The sequence below is a fragment of the Caballeronia sp. PC1 genome, from assembly GCF_021353155.1.
In the GTDB taxonomy this organism is placed as follows: Bacteria; Pseudomonadota; Gammaproteobacteria; order Burkholderiales; family Burkholderiaceae; genus Caballeronia; species Caballeronia cordobensis.
The window spans coordinates 1,917,998-1,934,930 of sequence record NZ_JAJUBH010000001.1 but is presented as its reverse complement, the minus strand read 5'-3'; the positions used below and the strand labels follow the sequence as shown (position 1 = coordinate 1,934,930).

13 protein-coding genes are annotated in these 16,933 nt (G+C 65.4%); 5 read left to right on the top strand and 8 right to left on the bottom strand.

Going from position 1 to position 16,933, the window contains the following annotated elements:
* The 5 genes from LY284_RS09345 to LY284_RS09325 all read right to left on the bottom strand — a co-directional run bounded on the left by LY284_RS09345 (position 1) and on the right by LY284_RS09325 (position 5,516).
* Positions 1-1,329 (bottom strand): IS4 family transposase, encoded by a 1,329-nt coding sequence (locus tag LY284_RS09345; protein ID WP_233385838.1) that lies wholly within the window; start codon positions 1,327-1,329, stop codon positions 1-3.
* 134 nt (positions 1,330-1,463) lie between these two features.
* Positions 1,464-2,069 (bottom strand): glutathione transferase GstA, encoded by a 606-nt coding sequence (gstA, locus tag LY284_RS09340; RefSeq protein WP_014190696.1) that lies wholly within the window; start codon positions 2,067-2,069, stop codon positions 1,464-1,466.
* A gap of 97 nt (positions 2,070-2,166) precedes the next feature.
* Complete coding sequence (locus LY284_RS09335; RefSeq protein ID WP_014190697.1) at positions 2,167-3,096, bottom strand: bestrophin family protein; 930 nt, start codon at positions 3,094-3,096, stop codon at positions 2,167-2,169.
* Positions 3,097-3,242: 146 nt separating this feature from the next.
* Positions 3,243-4,646, bottom strand: a complete 1,404-nt coding sequence (gene argH, locus LY284_RS09330; protein ID WP_014190698.1) for an argininosuccinate lyase — start codon at positions 4,644-4,646, stop codon at positions 3,243-3,245.
* Positions 4,647-4,709: 63 nt separating this feature from the next.
* Positions 4,710-5,516 (bottom strand): helix-turn-helix transcriptional regulator, encoded by an 807-nt coding sequence (locus LY284_RS09325; protein WP_014190699.1) that lies wholly within the window; start codon positions 5,514-5,516, stop codon positions 4,710-4,712.
* 103 nt (positions 5,517-5,619) lie between these two features.
* On the opposite strand from LY284_RS09325, the gene LY284_RS09320 reads away from it, so the two are divergent.
* On the top strand, positions 5,620-6,384 hold the full coding sequence (locus LY284_RS09320) for a class I SAM-dependent methyltransferase (RefSeq protein ID WP_014190700.1): 765 nt from the start codon (positions 5,620-5,622) through the stop codon (positions 6,382-6,384).
* A 23-nt stretch (positions 6,385-6,407) separates the two neighbouring features.
* Here LY284_RS09320 and ppc read toward each other — a convergent pair whose 3' ends face one another.
* Positions 6,408-9,467 carry a phosphoenolpyruvate carboxylase gene (gene ppc / locus LY284_RS09315; RefSeq protein WP_041730188.1) on the bottom strand — a complete coding sequence of 1,020 codons (3,060 nt, stop codon included), beginning with the start codon at positions 9,465-9,467 and terminating at the stop codon, positions 6,408-6,410.
* 336 nt (positions 9,468-9,803) lie between these two features.
* On the opposite strand from ppc, the gene hemC reads away from it, so the two are divergent.
* The 4 genes from hemC to LY284_RS09295 all read left to right on the top strand — a co-directional run bounded on the left by hemC (position 9,804) and on the right by LY284_RS09295 (position 15,882).
* The gene (gene hemC / locus LY284_RS09310) at positions 9,804-10,811 is read left to right on the top strand and encodes a hydroxymethylbilane synthase (RefSeq protein ID WP_041730189.1); all 1,008 of its coding nucleotides are present in this window, start codon (positions 9,804-9,806) and stop codon (positions 10,809-10,811) included.
* Positions 10,811-12,901: a fused uroporphyrinogen-III synthase HemD/membrane protein HemX gene (gene hemDX / locus LY284_RS09305; RefSeq protein WP_045450400.1), complete on the top strand. Its 2,091-nt coding sequence runs from the start codon at positions 10,811-10,813 to the stop codon at positions 12,899-12,901. The genes hemC and hemDX overlap by 1 nt, the downstream gene beginning before the upstream one ends.
* Complete coding sequence (locus tag LY284_RS09300) at positions 12,901-14,103, top strand: heme biosynthesis protein HemY (protein WP_014190704.1); 1,203 nt, start codon at positions 12,901-12,903, stop codon at positions 14,101-14,103. The genes hemDX and LY284_RS09300 overlap by 1 nt, the downstream gene beginning before the upstream one ends.
* Positions 14,104-14,304: 201 nt before the next feature.
* Positions 14,305-15,882: a GDSL-type esterase/lipase family protein gene (locus LY284_RS09295; protein ID WP_045450401.1), complete on the top strand. Its 1,578-nt coding sequence runs from the start codon at positions 14,305-14,307 to the stop codon at positions 15,880-15,882.
* An 18-nt stretch (positions 15,883-15,900) separates the two neighbouring features.
* Here the strand turns inward: LY284_RS09295 and LY284_RS09290 are convergent, their stop codons facing one another.
* Entirely contained in the window at positions 15,901-16,224 is a 324-nt protein-coding gene (locus LY284_RS09290; RefSeq protein ID WP_014190706.1) for a rhodanese-like domain-containing protein, read from the bottom strand.
* A gap of 53 nt (positions 16,225-16,277) precedes the next feature.
* Complete coding sequence (locus tag LY284_RS09285) at positions 16,278-16,931, bottom strand: protein-L-isoaspartate O-methyltransferase (RefSeq protein WP_014190707.1); 654 nt, start codon at positions 16,929-16,931, stop codon at positions 16,278-16,280.
* Positions 16,932-16,933: the final 2 nt, after the last annotated feature.

The following is a 16,933-nucleotide window of genomic DNA, read 5'->3' as shown; positions in this document are numbered from 1 at the left end:
TCAGTTAAGGTCCTTTCTAAGGTACCGGACGGAGTAACGTGAAGGGCGCGATTTGACGACTCGCTCGCATGTGCGGCCGGGTCGTTTTTCATTTGGCAATGCCTTCAGCCGTTCGCGCAGTCGCTGAAGGCATGCGGGCAGCTTGGCGAACGCAGGGGTGACAGCGGCCCACATCATCTCGTGCTGGATTGTGTGGACGGCGCGCACAAAGCTGATGTCCGTTGGAGCGAGTTTCACTTCGAAGGCGGCATTGGCGATCTCGCGACGGATCAGATTGTAGGCAATCAGGGCTCCCCAAATTTCCTGATAGACGCCTTCGACTGTGCGGCTACGCAGGGTCAGTTCCATCCCCAGCATCGACTGCTTGAGTTCTCGGTAGCTGGTTTCAATCTGCCAGCGGCGCTCATAGCAGGCGACGATATCGGCCGGTTTGAAGCGTCGGCGATCGCTCAACGAGGTCAGCAACACGCGTTCGCGCCCGCGCGCATCGATGGTGCGAATCGCGCGCGCCTGCCAGAACTCAGGCAGTGCAGGACACTTCTTGCGTGCCGGAACAGAGACGCGCATGCGCACGGTCGCATCCTCAGCGGTGCCCGCGATAACGTCCCAGCGAGTATTGGACTTGGCCGGAATCAGAAAGTGACGATTGCGGCCATTCATGGTCAGGCCACACAAGATCTCAGCGGCCAAAAAACCCCTGTCGAACACAGTGAGTGAATCGTCCGGCACCTGCGGCAGCAGGCTTTTGGCATACACCATTTCATTGGTGTCGTAGCGGCCGAAGTTCACGTCGGCGACCAGGTGGGTCGGAATGGAGGTCAGCGTGACCGCCCGGACCTGAGGATAGCTGGCGACCTTGCCGCTGGCATAGCCTTGGGCACCAAAGTGCTCGCGGTTGGCAGGGCTGTCGGCAATACGCAGCGTAGTGCCATCCATCGCCCACAAGCTCAGCCCTTTGAACCCGTGGTGAACCGCGTCCTGTGTGCACCAGGCGCGCGCCGTGCGTTCGAACAGCCATGCAAGCGGGGCCTCGCCGATGCGCTGTCGTGCCTGTGCCACCGCGCTCTTGCTCACAAACGGTGCTGCGTTGTCAGGCAGGGCCAAATCCAAATTATCCAGGACTTCGCTGATCGACCAGTGTCGATACATCGCCAGCGCAATCACGAGCCATACCACCTGTTCGGCCGGCAGCCGGCGACGCCGGATGCTCGCCACTCCTGTGGCCTGAACCGCTCGCTCGATCCACTCATACGGCAAATGCTCGGCCAGCCGACTCGGATCGGCCGGCTGCTGCGCTTCGAGAAGAAAAGTCAGGTGGCTGGAAAGCATCGCGCCGTCAAGTTAACAGCGCGGCGCCTCGTTTACAACCACTACTTACCGCTCAAAAACAAAATGCCGTTCAGTCTTAACTGAACGGCATTAGCCCGCAAGGGCCGTTTGTTCATTCGAGGCTCGATGACCGATTACAGCAAGCCTTCGGCCTTCATTGCCGCCTGCACGCCGTGACGCGCGCCGACACGTTCCTGATACGCGACGAGCGCCGGCCACTTGCCGAGATCGAGATCGATGTGCTTCGCCCAGCCGAGCACGGTGAAGAGATACGCATCGCCGATGCTGAATTCGTTGCCGAGCAGGAACTGCTTGTCGTCGACCTGTTGCGCGACATAGCCGAGACGGCGCTCGAGATTCGCCATGGCCGCGGCTTTCCAGTCGCTGCTCGCAGCCGGGTTGAAGAACGGCGAGAAGTTCTTGTGCAGCTCCGTGCCGATGAACGTGAGCCAGCTTTGCAGGCGATAACGCGCCATGCCGTCGTTGAGCGGCGCGAGATGCTTCGCCGGAACTTGGTCAGCGACATACTGCATGATCGCCGGGCCTTCGGTCAGCAATTCGCCGTTGTCGAGCAGGAGGGCGGGCACGTAGCCCTTTGCGTTGATCTGGGTGAAATCCGCGCCGCTCGCGGTGAGCTTGGTCTTGAGATCGACGGCTTCGATTTCGTAAGGCAATCCTGATTCTTCGAGCGCGATATGCGATGCAAGGGAACAGGCGCCTGCTTTGTAGAACAGTTTCAAAACTTTTCCTCCGGGATGAGTCGGTGCGATTATGAACGAAGTCGTACATGCACAACATCCAGGAGCGTGAAACTGATTGTGTCGTTTGGTGAAAGTGTCAGTCGAGAATGAAATCGCGCGGCGGCGCGAAGGGTTTCGGCGGCATCTCAAAACCCGCATCTTTCGCCATGTCATGCAACGCGACCTCGATCGCCTCGCAGATCGCATTCAGCGCGAGATCGTTTTCTTCGAGCCCGAACGGGTCCTCGATCTGCGCGGCGATCGCTTCCAGCGCCATGAACGCGTAGGCGACGAGCAGCGCGAAAAGCGGTGTCAGCAGGCCCGCGCCATCGACGAGCCCGAAAGGCAGCAGCGCGCAGAAGAGATAGATGGTGCGGTGGATCATCACCGAATACGAGAACGGCAGCGGCGTGGATGCGATGCGCTCGCAGCCGCCGATCACATCGGACAGTGCATTCAGATTGTGTTCGATCGCGAGCAGCGCGTAGCCGTCGATGGCGCCCTGGCGCTTGCGATCGGCGACCCATTCGCCGAGCCAGAGCATGATCGTGGCGGGCCGAAATTGCGCCGACGCCACGCGCGCATGCAGTTCAGGCGGCAGGCGCGGCGCGAGATCGGCGAGGGCGTCGGAGCCGCGCAACTGATGACGCAGCGCGTGCGCCAGTGCGCCCAGCGCGCTCAGAAAGCGCCGCGACTCGGCCGCATCGCGCGGATCGGGCAGCGACAGCGCCTGCCGCCCGAGCGAGCGCGACGTGTTGAGAAGCGCGCCCCACAGCTTGCGGCCTTCCCACCAGCGCTCGTAGCTCGCGCTGTTGCGAAAGCCGAGAAACACCGCGAGCGCGATGCCGACGAGCGCGAACGGCGGCGTGCCGAGCCCGATCGGATAGTGGCGCATGTGGTCGTGCATGAAAATCGCCGCGACGGACAGCGCGAAGATCAGCCCGAGGCGCGGCAGCAGTTGCGGCAGCACCGAACCGCGCCATACGAACAGCAGCCGGAACCAGTTGAGCTTGGGACGGATGATCATGGCCGGGCGTTTCGATGAGCACAGTGGACGACCATCGGATTATCCCGAAATTAATCGGCGCGGGGTCGAGACATGAAGACGCACGCGGCAAAAAGAAAGGCCGTCATTGCGGACGGCCTTGTCTCGAAGCACGAAGCGTCAGGGCATCACAGCGCCGCGCGCGCCGCCTGCGCCGCCGCGCGCACCTGATCGGGTGCGGTGCCGCCCGGATGATTGCGGCTCGCGACCGACCCTTCGAGCGTCAGATACTCGAACACGTCCTCGCCGATGAGATGCGCGACGTTCGGCAACTCGATACGCATCGCGTCCAGCGACAAATCCGCGAGGTCGCAGCCGCGGTCGTCGCAGATACGCACCGCGTGCGCGACCGCTTCGTGCGCGTCGCGGAAAGGCAGGCCGCGCTTCACGAGATAGTCCGCGAGATCGGTCGCGGTCGAGAAGCCCTGCAACGCCGCCGCGCGCATCGCCTGCGGCTTCACCGTGATGCCCGCGGCCATTTCCGCGAAGATGCGCAGCGTGTCCGCGACGGTATCGACGGTATCGAAGAGCGGTTCCTTGTCTTCCTGATTGTCCTTGTTGTACGCGAGCGGCTGGCCTTTCATCAGCGTAAGCAGCGCCATCAGATGACCGTTCACGCGGCCCGTCTTGCCGCGCGCGAGCTCGGGCACGTCGGGGTTCTTCTTCTGCGGCATGATCGACGAGCCCGTGCAGAAACGGTCCGCCAGATCGATGAAGCCCACGCGCGGGCTCATCCACAACACGAGCTCTTCGGAAAAGCGCGAGACGTGCGTCATGACGAGCGCGGCGGCCGCCGTGAATTCGATCGCGAAATCGCGGTCGGACACGGCGTCGAGCGAATTCGCGCAGATGCCGTCGAAGCCGAGCGTCGCGGCGACCGCCTGACGGTCGATCGGATAGCTCGTGCCCGCGAGCGCCGCCGCGCCCAGCGGCAGGCGGTTCACGCGTTTGCGCGCGTCCTGCATGCGTTCGGCGTCGCGCGAGAACATCTCCACGTACGCGAGCAGGTGATGCCCGAACGTCACCGGCTGCGCGACCTGCAAGTGCGTGAAGCCGGGCATGATGGTGTCGGCGTGCTTCTCGGCCATGTCGATGAGCGCGAGACGCAAGTCCTTGAGCAACGCGCCGATGCGGTCGATCTCGCCGCGCAGCCACAGACGGATATCGGTCGCGACCTGATCGTTGCGCGAGCGGCCGGTGTGCAGGCGCTTGCCGGCATCGCCGATCAGCGCCGTCAGACGCGCCTCGATATTCAGATGCACGTCTTCCAGATCCAGCTTCCACTCGAACTCGCCGCGCTCGATTTCGCCCTTGATCTGCGTCATGCCGCGCTCGATCGCGGCGAGGTCGTCGGCGCTGATGATTTTCTGCGCCGCGAGCATCGATGCGTGCGCGAGCGAGCCTTGAATATCGACGAGCGCGAGACGTTTATCGAAGAACACCGACGACGTGTAGCGCTTGACGAGCTCCGACATCGGCTCGGAGAAGCGAGCCGACCAGGCTTCGCCTTTTTTGTGGAGTTGGGACGTCATGGTGTTCTCAACGGAGTTGGGTTCGTTTCTGCTTCGGGAAGTCTGGAATTTTAACATTCGACACTATGGCGACCCGACCAGAATCACGAGCTTCAAATCCTCGCGGTGCGCCGGCTTGAAGGTGATCTGATTGAACACGATCCGCCCGCGCGACGGATGATCGAACGCGCGCTCGCCGCCTTCGCGCTCGAACACGTCCTGCGACGCCCAGTAGCGGGCGAAGGCATCGCTCGCGGCGGAGAGCGAGTCGATGAGCGCGCGCATCGGCGCATCGTTCAGATGGCGGATCGAATCGGCGCGGAATTCGGCTGCGAGCCGCCGCGCGCGGGTGTCCCAATCGACGATCAGCGCGCGCGCCGCCGGCGACGTGAACGTGTAGGTGAGCAGATTGCGGTCGTTCGCGCCGTCGAGCCAGCCGACGAAGAGATCGGCCGCATGCTCGTTCCAGCGCAGCGCGTTCCATTGACGGTCGAGCACGTAGGCCGGCGCGCCGATCAGCGCGACCGTCTGCAACAGCGCCGCGGGCGCGTCCTGCGAGGCGGGGTCCGGCTCGGCGGGATCGCGCTGGGCGGCGAGCTCGAACAGATACGCACGTTCGGCGCGCGAAAGCTGAAGCGCGACCGCGATGCGCGCCAAGGCGTCGGCGGACGCGGAGACCGGGCGGCCTTGCTCGATCCACGTGTACCAGGTCGGGCTTACGCCGCACAGTTGCGCGACTTCCTCGCGGCGCAATCCCGGCGTGCGCCGGCGCGGTCCGGGCGCGAGCCCGACGGCCTGCGGCGAAAGCCGTTCGCGATGCGCGCGGATGAATTCGCCGAGCGCGTGCGCGGCGGTTTCGGTCTGAGGTTCTGGATGTTCGGGGCGGCTCATACGGACTGCGTCGGCTGGTGTTTCGGATACCAGGATATCTGCTCAACTTGTACTGGTACAAAGCGCGCTCTATTGTAGCGGCACACGCCCCTAGGAGCCCACGATGAAACACCACGATCAGGTCGCCGACGCGTTCGGCTCGACCGCCGCCGCTTATCTCACGAGCCAGGTTCACGCGAGCGGCGCGGACCTGGAAAACCTCGCCGCGACCTTCGCCGCGACGTGCGGCAATGCGCGCGTGCTGGACATGGGATGCGGCGCCGGTCACGCGAGCTTTGCCGTCGCGCCGCACGTGCGCGAAGTCGTCGCCTACGACATCGCGCCGCCGATGCTCGCCACCGTCGATGCCGCCGCGAAAGATCGCGGCCTCGCGACGATCCGCACGCAGCAGGGCGCGGCGGAAAAGCTGCCGTTCGACGATGCCTCGTTCGACTGGGCCGTGAGCCGCATGAGCGCGCATCACTGGCGCGACGTGCCGGCGGCGCTCAAAGAAGCGCATCGCGTGCTGAAGCCGGGCGGGCGGCTCAAGTTCATCGATATCGCGGGCATCGACGATCCGCTCTACGACACGCACATTCAGGCGATCGAACTCCTGCGCGATGCATCGCATATCCGCGACTATCGCGCCGACGAATGGATCGCGATGCTCGACGCCGCCGGTTTCGACGCGCGCGTGACCGAACGCTGGCGCATTCCGCTCGAATTCGATTCGTGGGTTGCGCGCATGCGCACGCCGCCCGAGCGCGTCGCGGCGATCAGATCGATGTGGAAGAACGCGCCCGATGAAGTGCGCCAGTACTTCGGCGTAGAGGAAGACGGCTCGTTCGAGCTGGACGCGATGATGATCGAGGCGAAGCGGCGCGACTGACGCCGCTTCGCCCGGCACGCGCATCAGCCGGTATTGCGCAATCCCGCCGCGATACCGTTGATCGTCAGGTGAATCCCGCGCCGCAGCCGCACGTTCTGATCGCCGGCGCGGTGGCGCTTGAGCAATTCCACCTGCAGGTGATTCAGCGGATCGAGGTATGGGAAGCGGTTCTTGATCGAGCGCGCGAGCAGCGGGTTGTCGGCGAGACGATCGGCTTTCCCGGTGATTTCGCCGAGCACGTCGCACGTGCGCTGATGCTCCGCGACGATCTTGTCGAAGACGAGCTTGCGCAGCTTCTTGTCGCTGACGAGCTGCGCATAGCGCGACGCGACGGCGAGATCGGTCTTCGCGAGCACCATGTCCATGTTCGACAGCAGGTTCTTGAAGAACGGCCACGTCTTGTGCATCTTGCGCAGCATGGCGAGGCGCTTCGCGCGTTCATCGTCGGAGCCGGCTTTGTCGAGATAGGCCGTCACCGCGCTGCCGAAGCCGTACCAGCCCGTGAGCAGCAGACGGCATTGTCCCCACGAGAAACCCCACGGAATCGCGCGCAGATCCTCGATCTTGCGCTGCTTGGGGTCCTGCAGCTTGCGCGAAGCCGGCCGGCTGCCGATGTTCAGTTCCGCGATTTCCGAAATCGGCGTCGAGAGGAAGAAGTAGTCGGTGAAGCCGGGCGTCTCGTAGACGAGCGCGCGGTACGCGGCCATCGCGGAGTCGGAAAGCGTCTGCATCGCCGCTTCGAATTGCGGCAGTTGCGCGGGCGCGTTTTCGTGCGGCAGCACCGAGGCTTCGAGCGTCGCGGCGACCACCGTCTCCAGATTGCGCCGCCCGATCTCCGCGTTGGCGAACTTGCTCGCGATCACTTCGCCCTGTTCGGTGAGGCGGATCTGCCCGTCGACGGTGCCGGGCGGCTGCGACAGAATCGCCTGATAGGTCGGGCCGCCGCCGCGTCCGACCGTGCCGCCGCGGCCGTGGAACAGCCGCAGCGTCGTGCCGCGCGCCGTGAAGAGCGTGACGAGCGCCAGTTCCGCGCGATACAGCTCCCAGTTCGACGTGAGAAAGCCGCCGTCCTTGTTGCTGTCGGAATAGCCGAGCATCACTTCCTGCTCGTTGCCCTGATTCTCGATGAGCGCGTCGATGCCCGGCAGTGCGAAAAACTCGCCCATGATGACGGGCGCGTTGCGCAAATCCGCGATGGTCTCGAACAGCGGGATCACCATGAGGCCGTCGCGCGGGGAGTCGTCCTTCGCGCCGAGGCAGCCGTGTAGCACGCCGGTTTCCTTCTGCAGCAACATCACTTCCAGCAGGTCGCTGACGGTTTCCGTGTGCGAGATGATGTAGTTGCGCACCGCGCGCGCGCCGAATTTTTCGCGCGTCTCGCGGGCCGCTTCGAGCACGCCGAGCTCGCTCTTTGCGAGGTCGGAATACTGCGCATAGGGCAGGCGCAGCGGACGCGGCTGCGCGAGTTCCTTCAGCAGCACGTCGCGCTTCTGCTCTTCGGATAGCGACGCGTAATCCGCGACCACGCCCGCGCGCGCGAGCAGTTCCGAAATCACGGCTTCGTGGATGTCCGAGCTTTGCCGCAAGTCGATGCTCGCGAGATGGAAGCCGAAGACTTCCGCCGCGCGCACGAGCGGCGACAGACGCAGGATCGACATCGACTCGCCGTGATGCTCGGCGAGCGAATCGACCAGCACGTGCAGATCGCGCACGAACTCGGCGGAATCGGCGTAGGGCGTCGCGCGAATCTGCGGCGCGCCCGGTCCCGCGCTGCGCACCGAAACCACGCCTTCGCCGAGCCGCACGCGCGCGCTCGCCGCAAGCCGCGTATAGATGCCGATGAGCGCGCGCCGGTACGGCTCGTCCGTGCGATGCGGCGACTGATCGGGCGAGGCATCGGCGAGCGCTTTCAATGCATCGCTCGAACCGGCCAGCAGATTCGATACGGACAGTTCCGCGCCGAGCTTGTGCACCTCTTCCAGATAGTGCTCGAAGATCACGATCGCCTGACGCGTGATCGCGGTTTCGAGCGTTTCGCCCGTGACGAACGGATTGCCGTCGCGGTCGCCGCCGATCCAGCTACCCATCTGGAAGAACGGCGGCAGGCGCACGGGCAGGCCGTGCTCGGCGAGTGCGGCTTCGATATCGGCGTAAAGACCGGGAATTTCCGCGAGAAAAGTCGCGCGATAGTAAGACAGCGCGTTGTCGATTTCATCGGTCACGGAAAGGCGCGTGTCGCGCAGCATGCGCGTCTGCCAGAGCGAGGTCACGCGCGCGCGCAGCACGGCTGCGTTATTGGCGCGCTCACGGGCGGTCAGTTCCTGATCGCGCTCGGCGAGCAGGCGCGCGATGTCGTGCTGCGCGTCGAGAATGCTCTTGCGCGACACTTCGGTCGGATGCGCGGTGAGCACGGGCACGATCAGCGCATCGCCGAAGAATTTTTCGAGCATCTTGCGCGTCGCGCTGATGTTCTTGTGCTCGCGCATGCGCTCGATCGCATAGGCGATCGTGCCGGGCTGCGAGCCGGAACCGGCGAGCGCGTGAATGCGGCGGCGCCGATTGTGATGACGGTCTTCTGCGATATTCGCGAGATGCGAGAAATAGCTGAACGCGCGCACGACCGAAACCGTCTGTTCCGGCGACAAGGCGCGCAGCTTCTTTTCGAGCGTCTGCGAGGCCTCGACGTCGTCCTCTCGGCGGAATTTCACGGCCGTCTGACGGATGGCCTCGACCACATCGAACACGGCGTCGCCTTCCTGTTCACGCAGCACTTCGCCGAGCAGCCGGCCAAGAAAGCGGATGTCTTCGAAGAGCGGGCGGTCCTTGTCGTCGCGCGTGCGGCTCGCGGGTCTCGGCGCCGGTGTGCCGTTCGCGCGCGGCGTTTTCGCGCGAACGGTTTTCGCGGCAACGGCTTTCTTCGCCGGCTTCGGCGCGATGGCCGCTTTCGACGCTTTCACCGCGGTTGCGGCCTTCGCGGCCTTCGTGACGATGGGCGACGACGCCGGGCGGGGCGCGTCGGAGGAGGAAGACTGGGGCGATGCGGCATTGCGGCGCGTCGGGCGAGCCGATCCAGAAGACGTCACGTTGGGTTCCTCTCAGAAGCTGCGAAGCCAGGCACATCGACAGGATGCCGCAACCTTTAGAGGGCGCCGCATCGGACAGGAAACCGCACACCGCGCGAACGGCCGTGCGTCAAACCGGCGAATGCATGCCGCGGCGTCGGGCGCGCCACGGCGCGTTCATCGCGCGCGAGGCGGCAACCGCTGCCGTTCGCGCCGGTGAAAACACACCGTGGACGCCCCGAAAGGCGCACCGGACAAGGCTCTCGCGCGCTGCCCGTGTGTCGGTGGACCGTGGCGTGCGTGCTACCATTGTTCGCTAATGTCTATTCATCCATCCCGTCATTCGATCGAGCATCAATGAATTCCGAGACGCATTCCACGACACCGCCCGCAAGCATTACGATCGCTTCGCGGGAAAGCCGGCTTGCGATGTGGCAGGCCGAGCATGTGCGGTGTGCGCTGCACAAATTATATCCATCTTGCGACGTGAAAATCCTCGGAATGACGACGCGCGGCGATCAGATTCTGGATCGCACCTTGTCGAAGGTGGGCGGAAAGGGTCTCTTCGTCAAGGAACTCGAAGCCGCGCTCGCCGACGGCCGCGCCGATCTCGCCGTGCATTCGCTCAAGGACGTGCCGATGGAACTGCCCGAAGGCTTCGCGCTCGGCGCCATTCTCGAGCGCGAAGATCCGCGCGACGCCTTCGTGTCGCCGCACTTCGAATCGCTGGCGGCGCTGCCCGCGGGCAGCATCGTCGGGACGTCGAGCCTGCGCCGCGAAGCGATGATCCGCGCGCGCTTTCCTGATCTCGATGTGCGTCCGCTGCGCGGCAATCTCGACACGCGTCTTGCCAAGCTCGATCGCGGCGAGTACGCGGCGATCATCCTCGCGGCGGCCGGCCTTAAGCGGCTCGGTCTCGAAGCGCGCATCCGGGCGCTGCTCGATCCCACCGACAGTCTGCCGGCGGCGGGGCAGGGCGCGCTCGGCATCGAGATTCGCGCGGATCGCGCCGATATGGCCGCATGGCTCGCGCCCTTGCACGATGAACAAACCGCGCTCGCGGTCGAAGCGGAACGCGCGGTCTCGCGCGCGCTCGGCGGCAGTTGCGAAGTGCCGCTCGCGGCCCACGCCGTATGGCGCGACGGCGCGCTCTTTCTGCGCGGCGCGGTGTCGATGCCCGATGGCCGTCGCGTGCTGCGTGCCGAAGAGACCGTCCGTTCGCCCGATCTGGCCGGCGCGCTCGCGCTGGGCAAACGCGTCTCGGCGGATCTCGAGGCGCAGGGCGCGATCGACATCGTCAACGCGCTCACGACGATGAGCCGCACGGACGGCCCGAACACCGCGCCCTCGGGGCCCGCCTCCTGATGGCGAGCGAGCGCCGCGCCACCGTCGTCGTCACGCGTCCGGGCGGGCAGTCGTCCGCGCTGCTCGCGCTTCTTACGAGCGCCGGATTCGAGACGCTGGAATTCCCGCTCATCGACATTGCTCCCATCGCCGACGATGCGCCGTTGCGCGCCGCGCTCGACGAACTGTATCTCCCGCCGGACGCGCCCGGGCGTTATGCGCTCGTCGTGTTCGTGTCGCCGAATGCGATCGATCATGCGTTCGGGCGGCTCGGCGCGCCGTGGCCCGCGGATCTGCCGGTCGCGGTCGTCGGTCCCGGCTCGGTCGCGGCGCTCGCGCGGCAGGGCGTGACAGCGCCGTCGCATCGCGTGATCAGCCCATCGGCGGAAGACGCCGATCCGCGTTTCGATTCCGAAGCGCTCTATACGGCCATCGAAGCGCATTTCGGCACGAACGGTCTGGAAGGCAAACGCGTGCTGATCGTGCGCGGCGACGGCGGCCGCGAATGGCTCGCCGAGCGCCTCGCGGAAGCCGGCGCGAAGGTCGAGAAGGCGAGCGCGTACCGGCGCGTGCTGCCCGAGCCGTCCATGCAGAAGTGGGAGCGCATCCACGAACTGCTCGCCGGGCAGCCGCACGCATGGCTGCTGACGAGTTCCGAAGGCGTGCGCAATCTCGCGGAACTCGCGCACGAGCATCTCACCGCCGACGAAATCGCGCGCCTGAAACGCGCGCCGCTCGTGTGCCCGCATCCGCGCATCGCCGAAGCCGCGCGGGGAGCGGGTTTTGATAGGATTACGGTGTCCGGCGCGGGCGACGAACGCATCGCACATTCGCTGGAAGCGCTGTTCCCGGCCGTAGAAACGCAACGCGAAGCGGAGGCCCACGCACGAGCGAGCGCATCGAGCTCGGTTCATTCCCCATCCGCGCCGGCGCACGCCAATCCGGCCACCGCGCCGGCTCACTCAACGGCCTATGAAACGGCTCAATCACGCATGACTGATTCGAACGATTCCAAGAAAGCTTCACCTCAGCCGAACGTGACACCGCCCCTGCCGCCGAACACGCCTTTCACGCCTTTCGAGCAGCAGAAGCATCGCGGCGGCGTGGGCATCGTGTTGTTGTGGCTCGTGGTCGTCATTCTGGCGGTGGCGGCGGGCGCGGGCGCCTTCGTGCTGAACCGCAAGTTCGATCGTGCCGACACGCAATTGTCGCAACGTCTCGCCCAGGCCGACGAACAGAACGCCGATCTGCGCGCAAAAGCCGATCAGGCCGCGAGCGCGACCACCACGCTCAACACGCAGATCATCCAGCTGCAAGGCAAGCTCGCCGACGCCGAAGCGCACAGCCAGGCGCTGCAGCAGCAATATCAGGATCTCGCGAGCAATCGCGACGACTGGACGGTCGCCGAAGTCGAGCAGATTCTGTCGAGCGCGAGCCAGCAGTTGCAGTTGACCGGCAACGTGCAGCTCGCGCTCTTTGCGCTGCAAAGCGCCGACGAGCGCCTCGCTTCGACCACCGGCCCGCAAGTGGTGGCGATCCGCAAGGCGATCGCGGCGGACATCGACAAGCTGAAATCCGCGCCCACGACCGACCTCACCGGCCTCGCGATCAAGCTCGATACGGCCATCGACCAGATCGGCCAGTTGCCGCTGTCCGGCGAAGCGCCGATCGAGCGCGCGCGTGCGCAGGCCGCCGAGCCGGCCGATAGCGCGTCGATCGCGGCGGCGACCGGCGAGCCGCGCTGGAAGGTGCTGTGGCGTCAGATCACGGGCGGCATCGGCCAGCAACTGTCGAGCCTCGTGTCGGTGCGGCGCATCGACAACGCCGACGCCATGCTCACATCGCCCGATCAGGGGTATTTCGTGCGCGAGAACGTGAAGCTGCGCCTGTTGTCCGCGCGTCTGTCGCTGCTTTCGCGCAGCGAGCCGACGCTCAAGTCGGACCTGCGCGCCGCCGACGCCGCCCTTGCGCGCTACTTCGATGCATCGTCGAAAAAGGTTCAGGCCGTGCGCGATCTCGTGAAGCAGGTCGATCAGGCGTCGCTCGCCGTCGCCGTGCCGAATCTGAACGCGAGCCTTGCCGCCGTCCATCAGTTCAAGCGAGGCGGATGATGACGATTCGAGGACTCATCTGGCTCGCGCTGCTGTTCGCCTTCGCGGTGATCATCGCGACCGTCGGCGGCTTCAACGGCGGGCAAATCCTGCTCGTGATGCCGCCGTATCGCGTGGACGTGTCGCTCAACCTGTTCGTCGTGGCGCTCGTCGTGCTGTTCATCGTGCTCTACGGGATCATCCGCGCGGTGCGCGGCGTATGGAAAATGCCGGCGCGCGTGGCCGCCTACCGCGCGCGCAGCAAGCTCGCGAAGGCGAATGCCTCCTTGCGCGATGCGATCGGGCATCTGTATGCCGGGCGCTTCTCGAAGGCGGAAAAGGCCGCGCGCGACGCGCTTTCCGCCGAATCCAACAAGGGCGCGGCCGGGCTCATCGGCGCGAACGCGGCGCATCGTCTGCACGAGTACGCGCGCCGCGACGAATGGCTCGCGCAAGTTGCCGGCACGGACTGGCAGGACGCGCGCCTGATGGCGACCGCCGACATGCGCGCCGATGGCCGTGACGCCGACGGCGCGCTCGTCGCGCTCACCGAGATGCAGGCGCAGGGCGGCCGGCGTATCCATGCGCAGCAGATCGCGCTGCGCGCCCAGCAGCAGTTGAAGAACTGGGGCGAGGTGCTGAAGCTCGTGCGCATGCTGGAAAAGCGCGAGGCGCTGCATCCGGCCGTCGCGGTGCGGCTGCGTCAGGTGGCGGCGGAAAACCTGCTGCGCGACCGGCGCCACAATCCCGACGCGCTGCTCGAACTGTGGCAGTCGCTGTCGGCGACCGAGCGCCAGTCGCCGCGTCTCGCCGACCTTGCCGCCGAACTGCTGATCGCGCTCGACCGGCGCGCGGAGGCGAGGAAGATCGTCGAGGATGCGCTCGCGCATAACTGGGACGCGCGGCTGCTGCGGCGCTACCCGGACTGCGTCGTGGGCGGCGATGCCTTCCCGCTGATCCAGCGCGCCGAGGCCTGGCAGAAGGAGCGCTCCGAAGACGCCGATCTGCTCTTCACGCTCGGGCGGCTGTGCCTGCATCAGCAGTTGTGGGGCAAGGCGCAGGCGTTCCTCGAATCGGCGCTCAAGCTCGCCGATACCGAGCACAACGAACCGCTGAAGATCCGCACGCATCGCGCGCTCGCCCGTCTGCACGAGCAGCTCGGCGACGCGCAGAAGGCGGCGGAGCATTACCGCGCGAGCGCGCTGGCGATGAATATCGTCTGATAACAACCAACATCGGGCGCTCGAAAAACGAGCCGCATGACGAACGGTCATGCGGCTCTTTCTTTTTGACTTGGGGTTTTCCGCTGTCTGTACGCCAGCGCACGGCTATCGATCTGGCCGCATGGTCTAGTTCCACACCAACAATTTGAATGATGGCTCGCGCGCATTCGATGCGACGCTGCCCATCACACAGGAGGCGACGTGAAACGACGACTTCATAGGTTCATCGGACTCGCGCTGGCTGTGTTTCTCTCGTGGCCCGATACATCGCACTATTTCGCGCAGGGCGTCATCACCAATGCACCGTGGACGGGCACCTGGGCGGCCTCGACCGACATCACGGGCGATCCCGGCTTCAACAACCAGACGATTCGTCACATCGTGCATACGAGCATCGGCGGCACGGCGGCACGGATGACGTTTTCCAACGTCTTCGGCACGCAGCCGGTCACGCTCGGCGACGTGCATATCGCACGCCGTGCGAGCGGCCCGCGCACGGTGCCTGGCACCGACAAGCCGGTGACGTTCAAGGGTCAGCCGTATGTGACGATCCCGGTGGGCGGCACGGTGCAAAGCGATGCGGTCGCGTTCGAAGTGCTGCCGCTCGACGACCTCGCCATCAGCTTCCATGTGCCGTCGAAGACACCGCCGCGCTCGACGGGCCACATGCAGGGCTTGCAGGACAACTACATCGCGCCCGGCGACGTCAGCGCGGACACGGAGTTCGCAGCGGGCGTCGCGAACGCGGCGGGCGAGCAGTCGTACTACTTTCTGACCGGCCTCGACGTGATGAACGCCGCCGCGACGGGCGCGATCGCGACGTTCGGCGCGTCGATCACGGATGGCTTTTCGTCCACGCCCAACACGAACGGCCGCTGGCCGAACCGGCTCGCGGAACGGCTCATCCGCGCGGGCATGAACGTGGGCGTGCTGAATCAGGGCATCAGCGGAAACGAGCTCTTCGCGGACGGCAACGGCCAGGCCGGCCTGACGCGCTTCGGCCGCGACGTCATCGGGCAGACGAACGTGAAGTGGGTGATCATTTCCGACGATGCGGTGAACAACCTCGTCAACGGCAATCCGCAGAGTGCGCAGCGGATCATGGACGCCTATCAGCAGCTCGTGTCGCAGGCGAACCAGGCGAAAGTGATGGCGATCTGCTCGACGCTCACGCCGTTTCAAGGTCTGGACGAGTGGACGCCGGACATCGAGACAACGCGCCAGACGGTGAACGCGTTCCTGCGCGACAAGAATGCCAGCGGGTGCGATGCCGTGCTGGACCAGGCGGCGGCGCTGGGCGATCCGGCGGGCAGCGCGACGTCCACCGCGTTCGCGCGTGCCTACAACAGCGGCGACAATCTGCATCCGAACGACGCAGGCATGCAGGCGATCGCCGATGCGGTCGATCTGTCCTGGTTCGCCTCGCTGCCGCTGATCAGCTCGGCGAGCGCGTGCGGCCGCCTCTCGATGGGAGAGGGCATCGCGATGGGCGGATCGCTGCCGGCATGCAGCGGAAATGTGCGACTGAACCTGCAGGGGGACGGCTTTCTCGTCGCCGTGCTCAACGGCTCGACGATCTGGTCATCGAAGGTGAGCGGCGCGCCTGGCGTGCGCTTGCGCATGCAGGAAGACGGCAATCTGGTGATGTACGACAACAGCGGCGCGGTGGTCTGGCAGACGCGCACGAACGTTCCCGGCTCGTACGCGCTGATTCAGAAAGACGGTCATCTCGTGATCTATTCGCCGCAGGGCACGGCGCTGTGGTCGAGCGCGGGATGACGCACGGCCCGAGAAAGATCAGTACGTGGGAACCGACGGATCGACCTGACGCGACCACGCGTCGATGCCGCCGTACAGGTTGAACGTCTTCGTAAAGCCGCGCGATTCCAGGAACATCGCGACCTGGGCGCTGCGCGCGCCGTGATGACAGATGCAGACGATCTGTGCTTCGTCGTCCAACTCCTCGCTGCGCGCGGGGATGTCGCGCATCGGGATCGACACGATGTTCGCCATCTGCGCCGTCTGGATTTCCCAGGGCTCGCGCACGTCGAGCAGAACAGGGGCGGGGCGCGAGGCATCCGCGAGCCACGCGGCGAGTTCGGGTGCAGTCAGGTTTTGCATGGAGATTCCGGCAGGACGCGCGGTGCCGGCCGGGCCGGCGCCGCGCTTTCGGCTTAGAACTTGAAGAGCGACGGATGCACCGCGTTCTTCAGCGGCGCGACGAGCGTTTCGAAGACATCGGACACGCGGAACTGCTTTTCGTCCACGCGCGTGATGATTTGCGCCTTCATGACCGGCGCGGCCCCGACGAACGCCGCGATGCGCCCGCCGATTTTCAGCTGCTCCAGAAATTCCTGCGGAATGACGGGCAGCCCGCCCGATACGCAGATCACGTCGTAAGGCGCGCCCTGATTCCAGCCGAGCGCGCCGTCGCCGGTGATCACTTCCACGTTCGTCACGCCGTTGGCCGCGAGGTTCTGCTTCGCGAAATCGGCGAGTTCGGGGGCGATTTCGACCGTCGTCACGCTGCGGCCGCGATGCGCGAGCAGCGCCGCCATGTAGCCGGAACCCGTGCCGATTTCCAGCACCGTTTCGCCCTTGTGAATCGCGAGCTCCTGCAGGATGCGCGCTTCGATCTTGGGCGCGAGCATGCGCTCGCCGCCGGGCAGCGGAATTTCGAGGTCGGCGAAAGCGATGTTGCGGTACGCGGCGGGAACGAAGTTCTCGCGCTTGACGATCGCGAGCAGGTTCAGCACGTCCTGGTCCAGCACTTCCCACGGACGAATCTGTTGCTCGATCATGTTGAAACGCGCTTGCTCGATGTTCATGT

Bases quoted from the DNA above. Each gene is read 5' to 3' on its own strand.
- LY284_RS09345 (WP_233385838.1), bottom strand. From the start codon at position 1,329: ATGCTTTCCAGCCACCTGACTTTTCTTCTCGAAGCGCAGCAGCCGGCC.
- LY284_RS09335 (WP_014190697.1), bottom strand. From the start codon at position 3,096: ATGATCATCCGTCCCAAGCTCAACTGGTTCCGGCTGCTGTTCGTATGG.
- argH (WP_014190698.1), bottom strand. From the start codon at position 4,646: ATGACGTCCCAACTCCACAAAAAAGGCGAAGCCTGGTCGGCTCGCTTC.
- LY284_RS09325 (WP_014190699.1), bottom strand. From the start codon at position 5,516: ATGAGCCGCCCCGAACATCCAGAACCTCAGACCGAAACCGCCGCGCAC.
- LY284_RS09320 (WP_014190700.1), top strand. From the start codon at position 5,620: ATGAAACACCACGATCAGGTCGCCGACGCGTTCGGCTCGACCGCCGCC.
- hemC (WP_041730189.1), top strand. From the start codon at position 9,804: ATGAATTCCGAGACGCATTCCACGACACCGCCCGCAAGCATTACGATC.
- hemDX (WP_045450400.1), top strand. From the start codon at position 10,811: ATGGCGAGCGAGCGCCGCGCCACCGTCGTCGTCACGCGTCCGGGCGGG.
- LY284_RS09300 (WP_014190704.1), top strand. From the start codon at position 12,901: ATGACGATTCGAGGACTCATCTGGCTCGCGCTGCTGTTCGCCTTCGCG.
- LY284_RS09290 (WP_014190706.1), bottom strand. From the start codon at position 16,224: ATGCAAAACCTGACTGCACCCGAACTCGCCGCGTGGCTCGCGGATGCC.
- LY284_RS09285 (WP_014190707.1), bottom strand. From the start codon at position 16,931: ATGAACATCGAGCAAGCGCGTTTCAACATGATCGAGCAACAGATTCGT.